General features: G+C 63.5%; 13 protein-coding genes. 6 read left to right on the forward strand and 7 right to left on the reverse strand.

Annotated elements, in window-relative coordinates; translation table 11 throughout:
- Window positions 1–9: 9 nt before the first annotated feature.
- Complete coding sequence (locus J3D60_RS22370; RefSeq protein ID WP_253492820.1) at window positions 10–1,089, forward strand: fatty acid desaturase; 1,080 nt, start codon at window positions 10–12, stop codon at window positions 1,087–1,089.
- On the opposite strand, the gene J3D60_RS22375 is transcribed toward J3D60_RS22370, so the two are convergent.
- The 3 genes from J3D60_RS22375 to J3D60_RS22385 are packed head-to-tail and all read right to left on the reverse strand — an operon-like array spanning window position 1,061 to window position 5,092.
- Entirely contained in the window at window positions 1,061–2,671 is a 1,611-nt protein-coding gene (locus tag J3D60_RS22375) for an arylsulfatase (protein ID WP_253492822.1), read from the reverse strand. The genes J3D60_RS22370 and J3D60_RS22375 overlap by 29 nt on opposite strands.
- Before the next feature lie 16 nt (window positions 2,672–2,687).
- Entirely contained in the window at window positions 2,688–3,503 is an 816-nt protein-coding gene (locus J3D60_RS22380; RefSeq protein ID WP_065941060.1) for an ABC transporter ATP-binding protein, read from the reverse strand.
- Window positions 3,500–5,092 (reverse strand): ABC transporter permease, encoded by a 1,593-nt coding sequence (locus tag J3D60_RS22385; RefSeq protein WP_253492824.1) that lies wholly within the window; start codon window positions 5,090–5,092, stop codon window positions 3,500–3,502. The genes J3D60_RS22380 and J3D60_RS22385 overlap by 4 nt, the downstream gene beginning before the upstream one ends.
- A 288-nt stretch (window positions 5,093–5,380) precedes the next feature.
- Between J3D60_RS22385 and J3D60_RS22390 the strand changes: the two genes are divergently transcribed.
- Entirely contained in the window at window positions 5,381–6,382 is a 1,002-nt protein-coding gene (locus J3D60_RS22390) for an ABC transporter substrate-binding protein (protein WP_253492827.1), read from the forward strand.
- Window positions 6,383–6,435: 53 nt separating this feature from the next.
- Here the strand turns inward: J3D60_RS22390 and J3D60_RS22395 are convergent, their stop codons facing one another.
- Window positions 6,436–7,356 carry a LysR family transcriptional regulator gene (locus tag J3D60_RS22395; RefSeq protein WP_253492830.1) on the reverse strand — a complete coding sequence of 307 codons (921 nt, stop codon included), beginning with the start codon at window positions 7,354–7,356 and terminating at the stop codon, window positions 6,436–6,438.
- A gap of 179 nt (window positions 7,357–7,535) precedes the next feature.
- On the opposite strand from J3D60_RS22395, the gene J3D60_RS22400 reads away from it, so the two are divergent.
- Window positions 7,536–8,441 carry a TauD/TfdA family dioxygenase gene (locus J3D60_RS22400; protein ID WP_065948532.1) on the forward strand — a complete coding sequence of 302 codons (906 nt, stop codon included), beginning with the start codon at window positions 7,536–7,538 and terminating at the stop codon, window positions 8,439–8,441.
- 258 nt (window positions 8,442–8,699) lie between these two features.
- Here J3D60_RS22400 and J3D60_RS22405 read toward each other — a convergent pair whose 3' ends face one another.
- Both J3D60_RS22405 and J3D60_RS22410 read right to left on the reverse strand, forming a co-directional pair.
- Window positions 8,700–10,307, reverse strand: coding sequence for an alkaline phosphatase family protein (locus J3D60_RS22405; RefSeq protein ID WP_253492833.1), 1,608 nt, complete (start codon window positions 10,305–10,307; stop codon window positions 8,700–8,702).
- Between the two features lie 100 nt (window positions 10,308–10,407).
- Window positions 10,408–11,352 carry a LysR family transcriptional regulator gene (locus tag J3D60_RS22410; RefSeq protein WP_065941066.1) on the reverse strand — a complete coding sequence of 315 codons (945 nt, stop codon included), beginning with the start codon at window positions 11,350–11,352 and terminating at the stop codon, window positions 10,408–10,410.
- A 155-nt stretch (window positions 11,353–11,507) separates the two neighbouring features.
- Here J3D60_RS22410 and J3D60_RS22415 point away from each other — a divergent pair, with 155 nt between their 5' ends.
- Window positions 11,508–13,823 carry a TonB-dependent receptor gene (locus J3D60_RS22415; protein ID WP_253492836.1) on the forward strand — a complete coding sequence of 772 codons (2,316 nt, stop codon included), beginning with the start codon at window positions 11,508–11,510 and terminating at the stop codon, window positions 13,821–13,823.
- Here the strand turns inward: J3D60_RS22415 and J3D60_RS22420 are convergent.
- Window positions 13,794–14,981, reverse strand: coding sequence for a CynX/NimT family MFS transporter (locus J3D60_RS22420; protein ID WP_253492838.1), 1,188 nt, complete (start codon window positions 14,979–14,981; stop codon window positions 13,794–13,796). The genes J3D60_RS22415 and J3D60_RS22420 overlap by 30 nt on opposite strands.
- A gap of 108 nt (window positions 14,982–15,089) precedes the next feature.
- Between J3D60_RS22420 and J3D60_RS22425 the strand changes: the two genes are divergently transcribed.
- Together J3D60_RS22425 and J3D60_RS22430 are read left to right on the forward strand one after the other, a co-directional pair.
- Complete coding sequence (locus tag J3D60_RS22425; protein ID WP_253492840.1) at window positions 15,090–15,956, forward strand: LysR family transcriptional regulator; 867 nt, start codon at window positions 15,090–15,092, stop codon at window positions 15,954–15,956.
- Between the two features lie 224 nt (window positions 15,957–16,180).
- Window positions 16,181–16,996: an energy transducer TonB gene (locus tag J3D60_RS22430; protein ID WP_012721645.1), complete on the forward strand. Its 816-nt coding sequence runs from the start codon at window positions 16,181–16,183 to the stop codon at window positions 16,994–16,996.
- Window positions 16,997–17,045 lie beyond the last annotated feature (49 nt).

Raw genomic sequence — 17,045 nt, forward strand, 5'->3', positions numbered from 1 at the left:
GATGGGAGCATGGACGGTACTTCTGCAAGTCCCCAGCAGATGAACGCGCAACAGCGTTCGGCGCATATCCGTGAAGTGGTGCTCGCCGAAGGCGTACGCTTGCGCCGCCGGCACCCGTGGTTGCAGCATCAGGACGCCCTGGGCGCGGGCATCCTGGCCTTTGCCCTGCTCGGCATGATCGGCTCGGCGGCGCTCTATATCAGCGGACACATGGCCTGGTGGGCCTGCCTGCTGCTCAATGCGTTCCTGGCCTCACTGACCCACGAGCTGGAACACGATTTGATCCACAGCATGTACTTTCGCAAACAGCGCGTGCCCCACAACCTGATGATGGGCCTGGTGTGGCTGGCGCGGCCGAGCACCATCAACCCGTGGATCCGTCGCCACCTGCACCTCAATCACCACAAGGTCTCCGGCACCGAGACCGATATGGAGGAACGTGCGATCACCAACGGCGAGCCCTGGGGCTTGGCGCGGTTGCTGATGGTGGGCGATAACGTGATGTCGGCGTTTATCCGCATGCTGCGCGCCAAGACCTGGGGCCACAAACTCAAGATCCTCAAGCGCTCGCTGCTGGTCTACGCACCTTTGGCGCTGCTGCATTGGGGCGCGTGGTACCTCTTCCTCGGTTTCCATGCCGCCAACGGCATCGCCAGCCTGCTGGGCACGCCGATCGGCTGGTCCACCGGCACCTTGCAGATGATGCAGGTGATCGACATCGCCGCCGTGGTGATCATCGGCCCCAATGTGCTGCGCACCTTTTGCCTGCACTTTGTCAGCTCCAACATGCACTACTACGGCGATGTGGAACCGGGCAATGTGATCCAGCAAACCCAAGTGTTGAACCCGTGGTGGCTGTGGCCGTTGCAGGCGTTCTGCTTCAACTTCGGCAGCACCCACGGGATTCACCATTTTGTGGTGAAGGAGCCGTTCTACATCCGCCAGATGACGGCCAAGGTGGCGCATAAGGTCATGGCCGAGATGGGCGTGCGTTTCAATGATTTCGGCACGTTTGCGCGGGCCAATCGGCTTGAGCCCATCTCGTCGCCCCAGGCCCGGCTCAATCCGGCTGAAACGGCGACGCGCTGAGCACCACGCCGGTTTCGTCGACGTACTGTTGCCAGTGGCCGATCAACGTGGCGAGCTTGTCCGGATGACTCAAGGCCAGGTCGTGGATTTCGCCAGGGTCCTGGCCCAGGTCATACAGCTGCCAGGTCGCCGGGCCCACGGGGCCGGGGATATACACGGCTTTCCACTGGCCCTGGCGAATCGCGCGGCGGCCAAACAGTTCCCAGCCGGTCACCGTGTTGTCGTCGTGCACCTGGGCGGTCTCGCCGGAGAGGAAGCCCAGCCACGACTTGCCCCGCAGCGGCGCCACCGGCTTGCCACGCCATTGTTTGCCCGGATGGCGCACGCCGGCCAGGTCGAGAATGGTCGGCGTGATGTCCATCACCGTGCCGAACCCATGGCTGATACGACCTTTGAGCGACAACTGCGGATAGTGCACCAGCGCCGGCACGCGAATCCCGCCCTCGGTGGTGAATGCCTTGAACAACCGCGACGGCGCCGTTGCCACCTGCGCCCATGACGGGCCATACCAGACATAGGAATTGGCGCGGCCGATATTGTCCAGGCTGTTGTCGTAATGCTGGTTGAGGTAGGTGAGCAACTGCGGCCCGAACTTGGGGAACGCCTCCAACAGCGCACCTTCGGCGCCGTTGTCGGACATGAACACAATGAACGTATTGTCCAACTGCCCCTGCTGGCGCAGGTAATCCACGACCCGGCCGATGTTCCAGTCCATGCGCTCGACCATCGCCGCATACACCTCCATGGCCCGCGCCGACACCTGGCGCTGTTCGTCGCTCAAGGCGGCCCACTGGGTGTTCAGTTCGATCAACGGATGGGGTTCGACATTGGCGTCGATCAGCCCCAATGCCTTGAGTTTTTCCAGGCGTTCCAGGCGCAGCACTTCGGGGCCGGCGTCGTAGCGGCCACGGTACTTTTCGACGATGTCCGCAGGCGCCTGCAACGGCCAGTGCGGGGCGGAAAACGGCAGGTAGGCGAAGAACGGCCGGGCCTGGTCGCGCTCCTTGAGGTAGTGCAGCAGCTTGTCGCCGAAGGCATCGGAGGAATAGAAGTCCTTGGGCAGTTGCTCGACGAACCGGTCGTCTTCGATGTACAGCGCCGGGGTGGATTTGAGCAGGCCCGGGGTGTGCTCGTCATAGGTCGGCTCGAAGCCGTAATGGTTGGCGGCGCCCGGTAGCAGCGAGAACGAGCGCTCGAAACCGCGGGCGTGGGGCGCGAGTTCGGCGGTCAGGCCCAGGTGCCACTTGCCGCTCATCAATGTCTGGTAGCCGGCCTCGCGCAGCAGCTCCGGCAGTGCTACCACCTTGTCATTCAAGTAGCCCTCGTAGCCGGGCTTGCCGATCAGCTCCGGCGTCAGCGCCTCGGCCATGGTGCCGATACCGGCGATATGGTGGTCGGTGCCGGTGAGCAGCATCGAGCGGGTAGGCGAGCACGTCGGGGCGGTGTGGAAGTCGGTCAGGCGCAAGCCGTTCAGGGCGAGTGCGTCCAGGTGCGGCGTGGAAATTTCCCCGCCAAACGCACCGAGGTCGGAGAAGCCCATGTCATCGGCCAGGATCACGAGAAAATTGGGACGTTGCGGCATCAAGGCACTCCTTTTTTCAGCAGGCAATAAAGGCCAATGGCAGATCGCGGATCTGTTCGCGCACCGGCGGCTGGTAGTGGCCATCGTTGGTCAATTCATGCAGCAGTTCTTCACGCAGTTGATGGAATTCAAAACTGCTGCGCTGACGTGGATGTGGCAGGGCGACGTCCACCACCTGCTTGATCCGCCCCGGCCGGGGCTCCATCACCACCACGCGGTCGGCGAGGAAAATCGCTTCCTCCACATCGTGGGTCACCAATACCGTGGTGATTTTGGCGCGGGCACGGATCGCCAGGAGTTCGTCCTGCATCTGCTGGCGGGTCAGGGCGTCGAGGGCGCCGAAGGGTTCGTCCAGCAGCAGGATGCGCGGGCTGGCCACCAGGCCGCGGGCAATCGCCACCCGTTGCGCCATGCCGCCGGACAGTTGGTGCGGATAGGCGCGGGTGAAGTCGGTGAGGCCGACCAGTTCGATAAAATCGCTGATGCGCCGATTGCGCTCTGCTTCGCTCAGTGGCTCGTTGACCAGGCCCAGGCCGATGTTTTCCGCCACGGTGAGCCAGGGGAACAAACGATGCTCCTGGAACACGATGCCGCGCTCGCCGCCAATGCCGCTTACGGCCTTACCGTCGACGCGGATCTCGCCGCGAAACTGCGTATCCAGCCCCACCAGCAAACGCAGCAGCGTAGATTTGCCGCAGCCGCTGGAGCCGACAATCGCGACGAATTCGCCTTCGGCAATCTCCAGGTTGAATTCGCGGATGGCTTCCAGCTCGAAGCCGTCGACGTCGAAGGTCTTGCCCACATGGTTGAAGCTGACGATAGGTGCGTTCATGCGTGTCTCCAGCGGGTGGCGCGGGTTTCGATGCGCTGGCCGATCAGGTTGAGGGCCGCGCCGGTAAGGCCGACCAGGAGCATGCCGCTCATGATCAGGTCCATGCGCAGCAGTTGTTGGGCGCCGATCATCAGGCTTCCGATACCGCCGTTGGACGGCATGAAATACTCCGCACCGATGGTGCCCAGCCAGGCGTAGATCAGGCTCAGGCGCAGGCCGGCGAAAATGCCGGCTGCGGCACCTGGCAGTACCAGGCGTCGCAGCCGTTGGAACAGGTTCAGGCGCAACACCTGCGCCGCTTCGTTGAGCTGCGGCGACAGATTCAGCACGCTGCGTTGGGTGGCGATAAACAATGGGAAGAAGGCGGCGAGGGCGATAAACACCCACTTGGCCAACTCGCCCAGGCCAAACCAGGCAGTGAGCAGCGGCACCCAGGCGAAAATCGCGATCTGGCGCAAGGCGCTCAGGGTCGGCCCGAGTACCCGCTCACTGCGCCGTGACAGTCCCAGCCACAGGCCCATGGCAAAGCCAACGCCGCCACCGAGCAGCAAGCCGCCCAGGCTTCGCCCCAGGCTGGTGCCCAGTGCACCGCTGAGGTTGCCATCCACCACCCCGGCGACGGTGGTGTGCAGCACCACCCAAGGGCTGACCAGAATGTTCGGGTCGACCCAGCCTTGTTGCGTCGCGACCTGCCACAGCGTCAGCAACAGCAGGGGCAGCAACCACGGTTGCAGGCGCTGCCAGCCTTGATAGCGCGGCCCGCGACGAATCTGCGCCGTGGCCGGATGGGGCCAGTGCACCCATTTGCGGTCCAGCCAGCCAATGCCACGGTCCATCACCACGCCGAATACGCCGATGACCACGATGCATACGAAGACGATATCGAGCATGAACAGCTGGCGCGCCCACACCATCAGGTAGCCGATGCCTTCGCTGGAGGCCAGCAACTCCACCGCCAGCAGCGAGGTCCAGCCGGCCGCCAGGGCCAGGCGCACGCCGGCCATAAAGGCGGGCAGCGCGGCAGGCAGGATCAGGCGCCGGATCAACAGGTGCGTGGGCAGGCGCAGCACGCGGGCGGCTTCACGCAACTGGGGTTGGGCGTCGCGCACGCCCACCAGGGTATGCAGGGTCACGGGCACCACGATCGCCTTCACCAGCACCACCAGTTTCAGGGTTTCGCCAATGCCGAAGAACACCATGAACAGTGGAATCCAGGCCAGGGTCGGTACCTGCGACAACGCGCTGAACGTCGGAAACACCAGGCGCTCGGCGCGCGCGCTGAAACCCAGCACCGCCCCCAGCAGCGCCCCGGCGCCAATGCCCGCCAGCAACCCCCAGAACAGGCGTTGCAGGCTGATCGCCAGGTGGCTCCACAGCTCGCCGCCCGCCAGTTCCACGGCGCTGCTCCACACCAGGGACGGTGGCGGCAGGATCTGCTCGCTCATCCAGTGATTGCGGCTGGCCAGCCACCACAGCGCAAACAGCGTCACCGGCAGCAACCATGGCAACAGCCGTTCACTGCGCAGCGGCCAACGTGGCGTGGCGCCGGGAGCCGCGAGCGGGAGGCTCAAAAGTGAGATTCGGGCCATGGAGGACCTCCGTTGTCGCCAAGGGCGTTATATGATTTCGATCTTATAAAAACGTAATCAAGATGATTGGGGGATAAGAAAAGCCATTTAAAGCCGCGCCCCGGCACGCATCCAATGCATTCGAAGAATATTTTCGATGCTATTCATGCATAGCCCTCTGGAGCCTGCGTTTCCCTTCGCATAGTCCTAAAAGCTATTAAATTGTGAATTTATAGTATTTAAAGTTTTGACCAGGTTGTGCCTACTTTCTGCTCCCCAGGCGACCCTCGCCCACAAGGAGCTGCGCTTATGAAACTGCCGTTCAAACGTCTGATCACCCTGGTCGCAGGCACCGCACTGGCGGGCCTGGTTCAGGCTGCCGACCTCAAGGAAATCCGCATCGCCGTGCCCGACCTCAGCGCAGGCAGCCAGCACAGCGGCGGGGGCATAACGGACGTGCTGCGCGAGCAGCAGATCTTCGAAAAAGCCTTTGCCGACCAAGGCATCAAGATCCAGTGGAATTACTTCAAGGGCGCCGGCCCTGTGATCAACGAAGCCTTCGCCAACGGGCAGGTGGACCTGGCGTACCTGGGCGACCTGGCGGCGATCATCGGCCGCTCCAATGGCCTGGAGACGCGCCTGCTCAGTGCCACCGCACGGGACATCAAGCAGTACCTCGGCGTGGTGCCGGGTTCTGGCATCAAGACCTTGCAGGACCTCAAGGGCAAGCGCGTCGCGGTGTTCCGTGGCACGGCCAGCCAGTTGTCGTTCAACAGTGCATTGGCCAGCCAGGGCTTGAGTGAGAAGGACTTCAAAGTCATCAGCCTGGACTACAACGCCGCCAATGCCGCGCTGGCCGCCAAGCAGATCGACGCCACCTGGGGCGGTTCGAACCTGACGGCGTTACAAGCCAAGGGGCTGGCTGAAATACCGCTGACCACCAAGGACCTCGGTGGCGCCGGCAGCATCCAGGCGGTGCTGGTGGGCAGCAAACAGTTTGTCGACGAGCACCCCGACGCCGTCGCCAAGCTGCTCAAGGCCCAGCAGCAGGCGGTGCACTGGTTGACCGATGACAACAACAAGCAAGCCTACATTGCGCTGGTGTCCGGGCTGGCCAGTTACCCGCCGGTGATCCTCACCAATGACTTGAAAGACCAGACCCTCAGCGAGATTTTCCCGTCGACCCTGGACCCGGTGTTCCTGGCTAAATTGCAGGGTTCGGTGGACCTGGCCTCCAAGGAGAAGCTGATTCGCAAGCCGTTCCAGGTGAGTGACTGGGTGGCGCCGAGCCTGGCGGCGGCGGGGCTTTGAGTCGGGTGGTGCCTGGGCTATCGCCATCGGGGGCTTGCCCCCGATGAGGCCCTTCAAACCGCCACACTCACCTCCTGCCTGTCCACCTCTACCAGCGTCTCGATCATCGCCTTCGCCGCAGGCGACAACCGCGAACCGGTGCGGCTGACAATCCCGCAGCGGGCGCTCATGGTCTCCATGTTCTGCGGGAGGTTGCGCCAGTGCAGCAGCTTCAGCGTGCCGTGGGCGATGTCTTCGGCGAACGCCTCCTCGGTGCCCACGCCGATGGCATTGGACTGCAGCACGATCTTCACCAGCGCCGGGAAATGTTCGGTCTGGATGCTCGGGGAAAAATCCATGCGCCCGCTCAGGTTCGCCAACAGTTTGCGAATGCCCTGTGAGATCAGCGGTGCCGCCAGCGGGTAGTCGAACATGTCGTTGGTCGACAGGCTGTCCTTGGCCAGCAACGGGTGCCCCGGGCGGCAAAAAAATACCCCGCGCTTGGGGGTCAGCGCGCGGGTCTGGAAATTCGGGTCGGCTTCGAATTGGCGGATGTCGGCGATAAAGAATTCGATCTCTTCACGGCTCAGGGCACGGCTGAGTTTTTCCCAGTTATCCACCTGGAAACTGGTGCGGATTTTCGGGTGGGCGCTGATAAAGTGCGCCACCGCATCCGGCACCAGTTTCACCGCCGGTGCCGGGCCGCAGCCGAAGCGCAGGTCGCCGGCGTCGAGCTTGGTCATGCGCGTCACTTCACTGCTCAGCAACGCGGCGCCGTGCACCAGGGACAGGGCATGTTGCAGCACCACTTGGCCCTCCGGCGTGGGGCGCAGGTCCTTGTGGCCACGGTCGACCAGCACGCAGCCGAACTCCTGTTCCAGCCCCTGGATGCTGCGGCTGAACGCCGGTTGGGTGATGCCCATGGCGTCCGCCGCACGCACGAAACTGCGGTGTTCGTTGAGGGCGATGAAGTAGCGCAGTTGGCGAAGATCCATATGCTTTCCCTGCATCTTAAAAATAGGTCGAAGGCATTTGCGACCACGGGAGCAGAGGTTTTAAATGCAAGCTCTTATTCCGTCAATGAAGCATTCGTTCATTTGCTAGACCTAAATTGCATATGGATAGAGCGTTGTCGGAAAGCGTCCCCATCAGCAGGCACAAGAGGGTCATCACCATGAGCAACGCCGCATTAGCTGTTCAACCCGTCGCCCAGGCGCTGGATATTCACCCGGTCGCCGGCCGCATCGGCGCCGAGATTCGCGGTATCACACTGTCCGGCGATCTGGATGCCGCCACGGTCGAAGCCATCCAGCAGGCGCTGGTGCAGTACAAGGTGATCTTCTTCCGTGAGCAGACTCACCTCGATGACCAGAGCCAGGAAGCCTTCGCCCATCTGCTCGGCGAGCCGATTGCCCACCCGACGGTGCCGGTGCGTGACGGCACGCGCTTCCTCATGGAGCTGGACGGCACCCGTGGGCAGCGCGCCAATTCCTGGCACACCGATGTGACCTTCGTCGATGCCTACCCGAAAGCCTCGGTGCTGCGGTCGGTGCTGGCGCCCAAGTCCGGTGGCGACACGGTCTGGGCCAACACCTCGAGCGCCTACAACGACCTCAGCGTCGAATTGCGCGCCCTGGCGGACAACTTGTGGGCGGTGCACAGCAACGAATACGACTACGCCGCGCTCAAGCCGGATGTGTCGGCCGAGCGACTTGAGGCATACCGCAAGGTGTTCACCTCGACGGTGTACGAAACCGAGCACCCGGTGGTGCGCGTGCATCCGGTCAGTGGCGAGAAAACCCTGCTGCTGGGGCACTTCGTCAAGCGCCTGAAAGGTTATTCCCAGGCGGACTCGACCCAGCTGTTCAACCTGCTGCAAAGCCACGTCACCCGCCTGGAAAACACCGTGCGCTGGCGCTGGAACACCGGCGACGTTGCGATCTGGGACAATCGCGCCACCCAGCATTACGCCGTCGACGACTACGGCACCCAGGAACGCATCGTGCGCCGGGTGACGCTCAAGGGCGATGTGCCGGTGGGCGTGCAAGGGCAGCGCAGCCAGACCACCAAAGGTCTCTGATGTGGGAGGGGGCAAGCCCTGATGCCAGTCAGGCAAGGGTGAACACCGTACCTGTGGTGAGCGGGCTTGTCCCGCGCTGGGCTGCGCAGCAGCCCCAGAACCAGGCGCAGAGGAGTGCCTGATACACCGCATTCGTCTTCATCAGGGGCGCTTCGCACCCCAACGCGGGGCAAGCCCGCTCACCACAGAGGTACCCGTTTGCTGCGCGACAACGCTACTTCGAAGAGGCAGTGGAGCCCCCAACATTCGATGTGTGGTTTACCACACGCCGATCTGCACCACTTTCTCCGCTTCCGGCTCACCGTAACGAAACCGTTGGCCACGCAGATCGATCTCTGCGTGGCTGATGGTGGTGCGCCGCTTCAGCCCGCGCAGCCATTCGAACAGATACCCCACATGGGTTTCGCGCACTTCGGCATAGGCCGGGTCGTTGCCCAGGTCGTGCAGTTCCTGCGGGTCGTTTTCCAGGTCGAACAGCTGTGGGCGGAAGCCGTCGTAAGCCAGGTATTTCCAGCGTTCGCTGCGCACCATGGTCATCCGGCAACGGTCGATGGGTTGCGCCAGGCGTTCGCGGGCCGGGGCCTGGAAGGCGTAGTCGTACTCGGCGATGGCGTAGCGGCGCCAGCGGGTTTCCTGGCCGTGCAACAGCGGGATCAGCGAGCGGCCTTCCAGGCGATGCTCGGCCGCTGGCAAACCCAGGGCGTCGAGGAAGGTCGGCAGCGCATCGATGGTTTCCACCAGACGCGCGTCCACCGTGCCACGGCGGGTATCGGCGGCGGCGCGTGGGTCGCGCACGATCAGCGGAATGCCCACCGCAGGTTCCAGCAGAAATTCTTTTTCGCCGAGGAAGTGATCGCCGAGGAAATCGCCGTGGTCGCTGGTGAACACGATCAGGGTGTCGTCCCAACGGCCATTGCCTTGCAGGAAATCGAACAGGCGCCCGAGTTGGTCGTCGACCTGTTTGATCAAGCCCATGTAGGTGGGAATCACCGTGAGCCGTACCTCGTCACGGGAAAAGTTAAGGCTCTCCTGGTGCTGGCGGAACGCCTGGTACACCGGGTGATCGCTGGTCTCCCCTGGCTGGATCGGTGCCTGGATATGCTCGGCGCCATACAGCGCGTGATAGGGCGCCGGTGCGATGTAGGGCCAGTGTGGCTTGATATAGGACAGGTGCAGGCACCACGGTTGTTCGGCCTGCTCACGGATAAAGTCGATGGCGCGGTCGGTGGTGTAGACGGTTTCCGAGTGTTCCTCGGCCACGCGCGCGGGCAGGCCTGCATTGCGCATGTGCCAACCGCTGAGGACTTCGCCGTTTTCACCGGCTGCCGCATTGGCCCATTCGTGCCACGGGTTGGCGCCACTGTAGCCCTGCTCGCGCAGGTAATGGGTGTAGGGCGCGGACTCGCGTTTATCCTCGAACAGCGGGCTGTCGGGGTAGATGCCGTCGTGACGCAGGTACGCCTCGAAGCCGACCTCGTTCAACGGCTCGGCCTGCTTGCTGTCAGGGTCGATATTCAGGCGTTGCAAGGCGTCCACATTGGGCGTGGCGTGGGTCTTGCCGACCAGCGCCGTGCGGATGCCGTGGGGGCGCAGGTAGTCGCCGAGGGTCAGTTCTTCCAGGGGCAACGGCACCGCGTTCCACGCCACCTGGTGGCTGCTGACGTAGCGCCCGGTATAGGCCGACATGCGCGAGGGCCCGCAGATGGTGCCTTGGGTATAGGCGCGGCTGAAGCGCACACCGGCGGCAGCCAGGCGATCGATGTTCGGCGTGTGCAAGTGGGCGTGGCCGTAGCACGACAAGTAATCGCGGCGCAGTTGGTCGCACATGATGTACAGCACGTTGCGCACGGGTTTGGGGTGGGACATGGGGCTTCACCAGACGGAGGACAGGTGAGGTTTTTCGCCGTTCGGGCAGGGGGCTGGCAAGTGCATTTGGGGACTGGCTTTGATGCAGTGAATGCATGGGCTAGACCGCGACGTTCTCCAGCGCGCACACCTCTTCATCCAACTCATCGATCTGCTTGATCTGCTCGATCATCGCTTCGGCCAGCGGCGACAAGCGATACCCCGCACGGCTGACGATGCCGTAGCGGGTGTAACGCTCCTCCAGATCCTCCGCCAGGCCCTCGATCGTCAAGCACACCAGTTCGCCCCGGGCCATGTGCAGCACGTCGCTGTTGGCGCTGACGATGCCGATGGCGTCGGAGCGCAGCACCACGCCCATCAGGCTATAGCCGTTCTCGCATTCGACATTGGGCAGGAAATCGGGCCGGCCGCTGAGGTCGACGATGACCTTGCGCAGGTTGGGCGGGCGGATGGTCACGGCCAGCGGGTAACTCATCAGCTCGGCGGCGCTTACGCTGCCACGCCCGGCCAGGGGGTGGCCGGCGCGGCAGCAAAAATACCAGCGGCGCGGGCGCAGGCGGTGAGTGTGATAGTCCGGGTTGGCCTCGAAGTGGCGGGTGTCGGCGACGAAAAACTCGAACTCTTCACTGAGCAGGCGTTTGCTCAGGCTTTGCCAGTCGTCCACCTGGTACTGCACCCGTGCCTTGGGGTAGCGCCCGATAAAACTGCCGATGGCGCGGGGGATCAAGCCGCCGGCCGGTGCCGGGCCGCAACCGAAGCGCAATTCTCCCGCCTCCAGGCCATTGAACTGGCTGATCTCATTGGCCAACTGCTGCGCACCGCTGACCAGGCGCCGGGCATGCTCCAGCAATACCTGGCCTTGTTTGGTCGGCGCCAGGTCTTTGCGGCCACGGTCAATCAGCTGGCAACCGGCGCTGTGTTCCAGGGCCTGGATACTGCGACTGAACGCCGATTGCGACAGGTTCACCGTCAACGCGGCGGCGACAAAACTGCGTTGTTCGGCAAGGGCGATGAAGTGACGAAGCTGGCGCAGATCGATATGCATTTTTCACATCAAAAATATCCGGGAAATGCATTGGCTATGCATTAGGTCGACTCCTTATAAAGGCTATCTCTTATGCAGTAAATGTTCGTAAAAACATAAATAAATAACCTAAAGGAATATATCTCGATGGATATTTCCGGGTTCCGGAGCCGCTTATGAGTCTGTTGAAGTCCTTGCCCCTGGCCATTCTGGTGGCCGGCAGTTCCAGTTGGTCGCCGACCCAGGCCGCCGAAACACCCGCGCCGGTAAGCAAGGGCGAGAGCGCCGGCGGCGAGTTGGAGACGGTCACCGTCACCGCCCGGCGACGCACCGAAAGCGCCCAGGCAGTGCCGACGCCCATGAGCGTGATCGGCGGGCAGGCGCTGGAGAGCCAGCGGGTGTACCGGATTCAGGATTTGCAGCAACTGGTGCCCAGCGTCAACGTCGCCTACATGCATGCGCGCCAGTCCAGCGTGTCGATCCGCGGGCTTGGCAACAACCCGGCCAGCGATGGCCTGGAAGGCAGCGTAGGGCTGTATATCGACAACGTGTATCTCGGGCGGCCGGGCATGGCGGTGTTCGACCTGATGGACATCGAGCAGCTTGAAGTCTTGCGCGGCCCGCAAGGCACCTTGTTCGGCAAAAACACCACCGCCGGGGTGATCAACATCAGCACACGCACGCCGAGTTTTACCCCGGAGCGCAGCATTGAAACCTCGCTGGGCGAGGACGGCTACTTCCAGACCAAGGGCACGATTTCCGGCCCGCTCACCGATGACCTGGCGGGGCGTTTCTCGGCCTATCGCACCCGCAGCGACGGCGACATCAAGAACGAATACAACGGCCATGACCTCAACGGCGGCTCGCGCCAGGGCTTTCGCGGGCAACTGCTGTACAAGCCCAGCGAGGTGTTCAACCTGCGCTGGATCGGCGATTACAACGAAGAGGATTCCAGCGCCGGCACCCGGGTGCTGTACAGCACCGGGCCGACCATCAACGGCACCAACCTCTACCAGTCGCGGGCCAACGCGGCAGGCGCGACCCTGGTCGATGGCACCCACCGCAAGGTCAACCTGGACAGCGACCAGCACGTCACCGTGTTCCAGGGCGGTACGTCGCTGGAGGCCAACTGGACGTTGCCGAGTGATTTCACCCTGACCTCGGTCAGTTCCTATCGCTTCTGGAATTTCACCCCGCGTAACGACGACGGCCTTAACGTGCCGGCGTCGTACAACGCCGGGGTGTCGGTGGAAGATAAGCAGTGGTCCCAGGAATTCCGGCTGGCTTCACCCACCGGCGGGTTCTTCGATTACGTGCTCGGTGCCTACTACTTCGGCAACTCCCTGGACAACAAATCCTTTTCCTATTACGGGCCCCAGGCCGACATCTGGAACGGCACGCCAGCCGGCGCACTGGCCAACGTCAGCAGCGTCGGCAACGGGCACATTCGCACCGACAGTTTTGCCTTGTTTGCCCAAGGCACCTGGCACCTCACCGAGCGCCTGGATTTCACCGCCGGCCTGCGCGGCACCTATGAAGAAAAAAGTGCCTGGGTCACGCGCAACGCTCCCCTTGGCGGTGCGGCGGTCACCGGTGCTGCCGCGACGGCTCGACGCGGCCGCGCGGGGGCGTACGATTCCGGTGACCTCACGCAATACAGCACCAGCCCCTCGGGTTTGCTCAACCTGAGCTACCGCTTTAACGAAAACCTGCTGGGCTACGCGACGCTGTCCCATGGCGAGAAGTCCGGCGGGGTCAACCTGGCGGTAGGCTCGGCACCGACGGCCGGGGCCGACTCGCTGTTGATCGGCACAGAGCGCGCCAATAACGCCGAACTGGGTTTCAAAAGCACCCTGTGGGACCGGCGGCTGCAGCTCAATGCCAACCTGTTCTGGACCCAGGTCAACGGCTACCAGACCAATGCCTATGACCAGGACAACCGTGTGCAGTACCTGACCAACGCCGGTTCGGTGCGCTCGCGGGGTGTCGAGGTGGAAAGCACCCTGGTGCCGATCAAGGGCCTGACGCTGAACCTCAACGGCTCGTTCAACGATGTGAGCTACCTGTCTTACAAAGATGCGCCGTGCCCGCCGGAAGTCAGTCTGCGCCCCGGTGCGCCGGCCTCCTGTGACCTGAGTGGGCACCAAGTGGTGGGGGCCTCGAAATGGATCGCCAACGCCAACGGCGAATACAAGTGGAACCTGGATAACGGCTTCGAACCCTACGTCACCGCCAGCTATGCCTTCCGCTCCAAGGCCGTGGGCACGGTAGAGGACTCCGACTATGGACAGATTCCTGCGTACGCCGTGGTCAACCTGTCCACCGGCCTGCGTGGCAACTATGAGCAAGGGCAGTGGGACGTGTCGTTATGGCTGAAAAACGCCTTCGACAAGACCTACTACACCACGCTGTGGACGGGGGGGAACGGCGGCTACGAAGGCCTGCTCGGTACGCCGCGTACGTTAGGAGTGACCGGGCGCTATGACTTCTAGCCCCGTGCGATAGGTGGCCGGGCTGAACACGCGCGTCACCACCAGCATCGCCACCGCCGTGACCGTCAGCACCACCCAGGCGCTGACAAAGTTGCCGGTCAGCCCGCGCAGCCAGCCGGTCAGCCACGGCGACACCGCATTGATCAAGAAGCCCACGCCTTGCACAAAGGCCGCCAGTTGCCCGGCCTGGCGTGGGTCGCGATGGTGGTCGAGGGTCAGCAGCAGGCTCAGGGCGAAACACGCGCCCAGGCCGAAGCCGCACAACGCCACCCAGAGGTGCGGATATTCCTGCGGCGCGACGATCAGGCCGAGGTAACCCACGGTCTGGGCCAGCAGGGCGATGCCCAGCAGCGGCCGACGGTCGATACCGCGCTGCGCCAGCACCGGCATCAACAGCGCGGCGATCACCTGGAAGATGGTCATGAACGCCAGCAGCGAACCGCTGGGCAGCACGCCCCAGCCCAGTTGCTGATAGTAGGCCGGCAGCCACGCCACCAGGCTCATGTAGCCGCAATTGACCAGGCCGAAATACAGCGCCAGCAACCAGGCGCGACGATTGCGCAGGTCCTTGAAGGCCGGCACCACCTGTGGATTTCTGGCCGCGCCCAGGGGCAGCCAGGCCCATAGCAGCAAGGCGCCCAACGCCGGCAGCAGCCACACCCCCAACCCCGCCTGCCATTCCTGGAAATGCGTGGCGACCAGCGGGCTGAGCAGCGCTGCCAGCCCGCCGCCCGCCATCAGCGAAGCCGAGTACACACCCATCGCCACCGGCACGCGATGACGGAATTCGCGCTTGATCATCGCCGGCACCAAGGCCTGGATCAGCGCCACACCCGCACCGCCGAGCAACGCCGTGACCAGCAGCGCCGACGCCTGGCCCATCAGCCAGCGTGCCAGGCATGCCAGCAGGATCATCATCAGGCCCAGGGCGATGCCACGCCGTTCGCCGAGGCGGGCTTCCACGCGCACGCCCACCAGCGCCACCAGCCCCATGCATACCACCGGCAGGCTGGTCAGCAGGGCGCTGCTCTGGAAACTCAGGCCGGTGGCCTGGCGGATTTCGCCGAGCAACGGGCTGATGGAACTGAGGATCGGCCGCAGGTTCAGGCCGAGCACCACCAGCAGGCCCCAGCCGGCGAGGGATTTATTCAGGGTCATGCAACGCTCTTGCAGTCGGCAAATGAGGCGTGAGTATGGCCAGCACCCAAAGTATTCTGAAATTAAATATAACCATGCCAACCAGTGGCAAAGAGAATGGTGACGCTGATGTTCGATCCCGTGTTGTTGCGCAGCTTTGTCGCCGTGGTGGACTGCGGCAACTTCACCCGCGCCGCCGAGCGCCTGCACGTGACCCAGTCCACCGTGAGCCAGCAGATCCGCCGCCTGGAAGAGGCGGTGGCGTGCCAGCTGCTGGACCGCGACCAGCGCCGCGTGGTCGCCACCGCCGAGGGCGAACGCTTGCTGGCCTATGCGCGGCGCATCCTCGCGCTGCATGAAGAAGCCACCGATGTGTTGATCAACCAACAGAGCGACGGCGTGCTGCGCCTGGGGGTACCGGAAGACTTTGCCGCCGAGCGCCTGATGCCGTTGCTGTCGGCATTTGTGCTGGCCTATCCACGGGTGCGCCTGGAGGTCGCCAGCGGCCTGGGCCCCGAGTTGCAGCGTCAATACCGCAGTGGTGAATTCGACGTGTTGCTGGTCAAGCAGATGGGCAGCAGCGATGACTGCCTGGCGTCGTGGCCCGAGCCGCTGTGTTGGGTCGACAGCCGCAGCGCGCCGTGCCTGGGGCGCGACCCTCTGCCGTTGGTGGCATTCCCGGTGGGCGGCCTGTACCGCAATGAAATGCTGCACCACCTGGAAGTGGGCGGCTGGCGCTGGCGTATCGGTTATTCCAGCGCCAGCCTGGCCAGCGTGTGTTCGGCGGTGGCGGCGGGGTTGGGTGTGAGTCTGTTGCCGCGACGGGTCGTGCAGCCAGGGCATGTGGAACTGGGGCCGGACAGCGGTTTGCCTGTGGTGCAAGGCGTGCGCCTGGCGTTGTATGCCCGTCATGGCCTGAGTGCTGCGGGGCAGTGCTTACAGGCCGAACTGTTCGATTTGTGCGCAAACAGCCCTGTTGAGCCATGCCTTAACTGAATATTTTGTATGCCTGAAAAGCATCAAAAAAAACCACCTCGGCGCCAGGCCACGCCGGCCGGGGCTTTGGTGTTTGCAGAGCATTCGTTTATTCAAATTTGATCTATCTATAACTTCAAAGATTACTTTAAGGGATAAGCGTCTGGCCCCGATGATTCAGCCCTCGACGGCCTTCCACGCAGGCCCGTCGGTTTTTCTGTTTCGAAACCGTAGGGAGTCAATCAATGGGCAATGTCCAGACCGCCGCCAGTGCACCCGAGGCGCAATGGCGCCAGGCACCGAGTGGTGAGTTGGTCGACCTTGGCCGGCCGCACCGCGCGCCGTTGGGGCAATTGCGGACGCAGCAAACCCCGAAGCGCTTCTCCAGCCGCCGCGAAGGGATCCTGCTCGGTTTGTTGGTACTGGCTCTGCACGGTGCAGTGATTTATTGGGTCAGCCAGAAACCCACGCCGGTGCTGCCGATTGTGCCGCCGGAAATTCCGCCGATGACCATCGAATTTTCCCAGCCGGCACCGCCCGTGGTGGAACCGCCACCGCCTGTGCCGCCACCACCGCCACCGCCTGTTGTCGAGCCACCGCCGCCGGTGGTGGATGAGCTGGCCGCCAAGCCGGCGCCGCCCAAGCCGATTCCAAAGCCCAAGCCCAAGCCGGTGCCAAAGCCTGAGCCCAAGCCCGCACCGAAACCGGTGGAGCAGGCGCCCACGCCACCGCAACCGGCGCCACCGGCCCCCGCGCCCGCTCCGCCCGCGCCAGCCCCGGTGACACCGGCTTCGGCCAACGCCGCGTACCTCAAGAACCCGGCGCCGGAGTACCCGTCACTGGCGCAGCGTCGCGGTTGGGAAGGCACGGTGTTGTTGCGGGTGCATGTACTGGCCAGCGGTAAGCCGGGGGAGATCCAGGTCCAGAAAAGCAGCGGTCGCCAGCAACTCGACGATGCCGCACTGACCGCCGTGAAGCGGTGGAGCTTCGTGCCGGCCAAGCAGGGCGATGTGGCCCAGGACGGCTGGGTCAGCGTACCGATCGACTTCAAGATTCACTAACTATTGCGCTGCGGTGTGCAGCACACGCCGCGACTTGTACAGAGGGAAA

The sequence above is a fragment of the Pseudomonas sp. S3E17 genome, from assembly GCF_024168685.1.
Classification (GTDB): Bacteria; Pseudomonadota; Gammaproteobacteria; order Pseudomonadales; family Pseudomonadaceae; genus Aquipseudomonas; species Aquipseudomonas marginalis.

Excerpts from the sequence above, each read along its gene's own strand:
- J3D60_RS22420 (WP_253492838.1), bottom strand. The coding sequence starts at position 14,981 with ATGACCCTGAATAAATCCCTCGCCGGCTGGGGCCTGCTGGTGGTGCTC.
- J3D60_RS22425 (WP_253492840.1), top strand. The coding sequence starts at position 15,090 with ATGTTCGATCCCGTGTTGTTGCGCAGCTTTGTCGCCGTGGTGGACTGC.
- J3D60_RS22405 (WP_253492833.1), bottom strand. The coding sequence starts at position 10,307 with ATGTCCCACCCCAAACCCGTGCGCAACGTGCTGTACATCATGTGCGAC.
- J3D60_RS22395 (WP_253492830.1), bottom strand. The coding sequence starts at position 7,356 with ATGGATCTTCGCCAACTGCGCTACTTCATCGCCCTCAACGAACACCGC.
- J3D60_RS22385 (WP_253492824.1), bottom strand. The coding sequence starts at position 5,092 with ATGGCCCGAATCTCACTTTTGAGCCTCCCGCTCGCGGCTCCCGGCGCC.
- J3D60_RS22400 (WP_065948532.1), top strand. The coding sequence starts at position 7,536 with ATGAGCAACGCCGCATTAGCTGTTCAACCCGTCGCCCAGGCGCTGGAT.
- J3D60_RS22375 (WP_253492822.1), bottom strand. The coding sequence starts at position 2,671 with ATGCCGCAACGTCCCAATTTTCTCGTGATCCTGGCCGATGACATGGGC.
- J3D60_RS22390 (WP_253492827.1), top strand. The coding sequence starts at position 5,381 with ATGAAACTGCCGTTCAAACGTCTGATCACCCTGGTCGCAGGCACCGCA.
- J3D60_RS22380 (WP_065941060.1), bottom strand. The coding sequence starts at position 3,503 with ATGAACGCACCTATCGTCAGCTTCAACCATGTGGGCAAGACCTTCGAC.
- J3D60_RS22410 (WP_065941066.1), bottom strand. The coding sequence starts at position 11,352 with ATGCATATCGATCTGCGCCAGCTTCGTCACTTCATCGCCCTTGCCGAA.
- J3D60_RS22430 (WP_012721645.1), top strand. The coding sequence starts at position 16,181 with ATGGGCAATGTCCAGACCGCCGCCAGTGCACCCGAGGCGCAATGGCGC.
- J3D60_RS22370 (WP_253492820.1), top strand. The coding sequence starts at position 10 with ATGGACGGTACTTCTGCAAGTCCCCAGCAGATGAACGCGCAACAGCGT.
- J3D60_RS22415 (WP_253492836.1), top strand. The coding sequence starts at position 11,508 with ATGAGTCTGTTGAAGTCCTTGCCCCTGGCCATTCTGGTGGCCGGCAGT.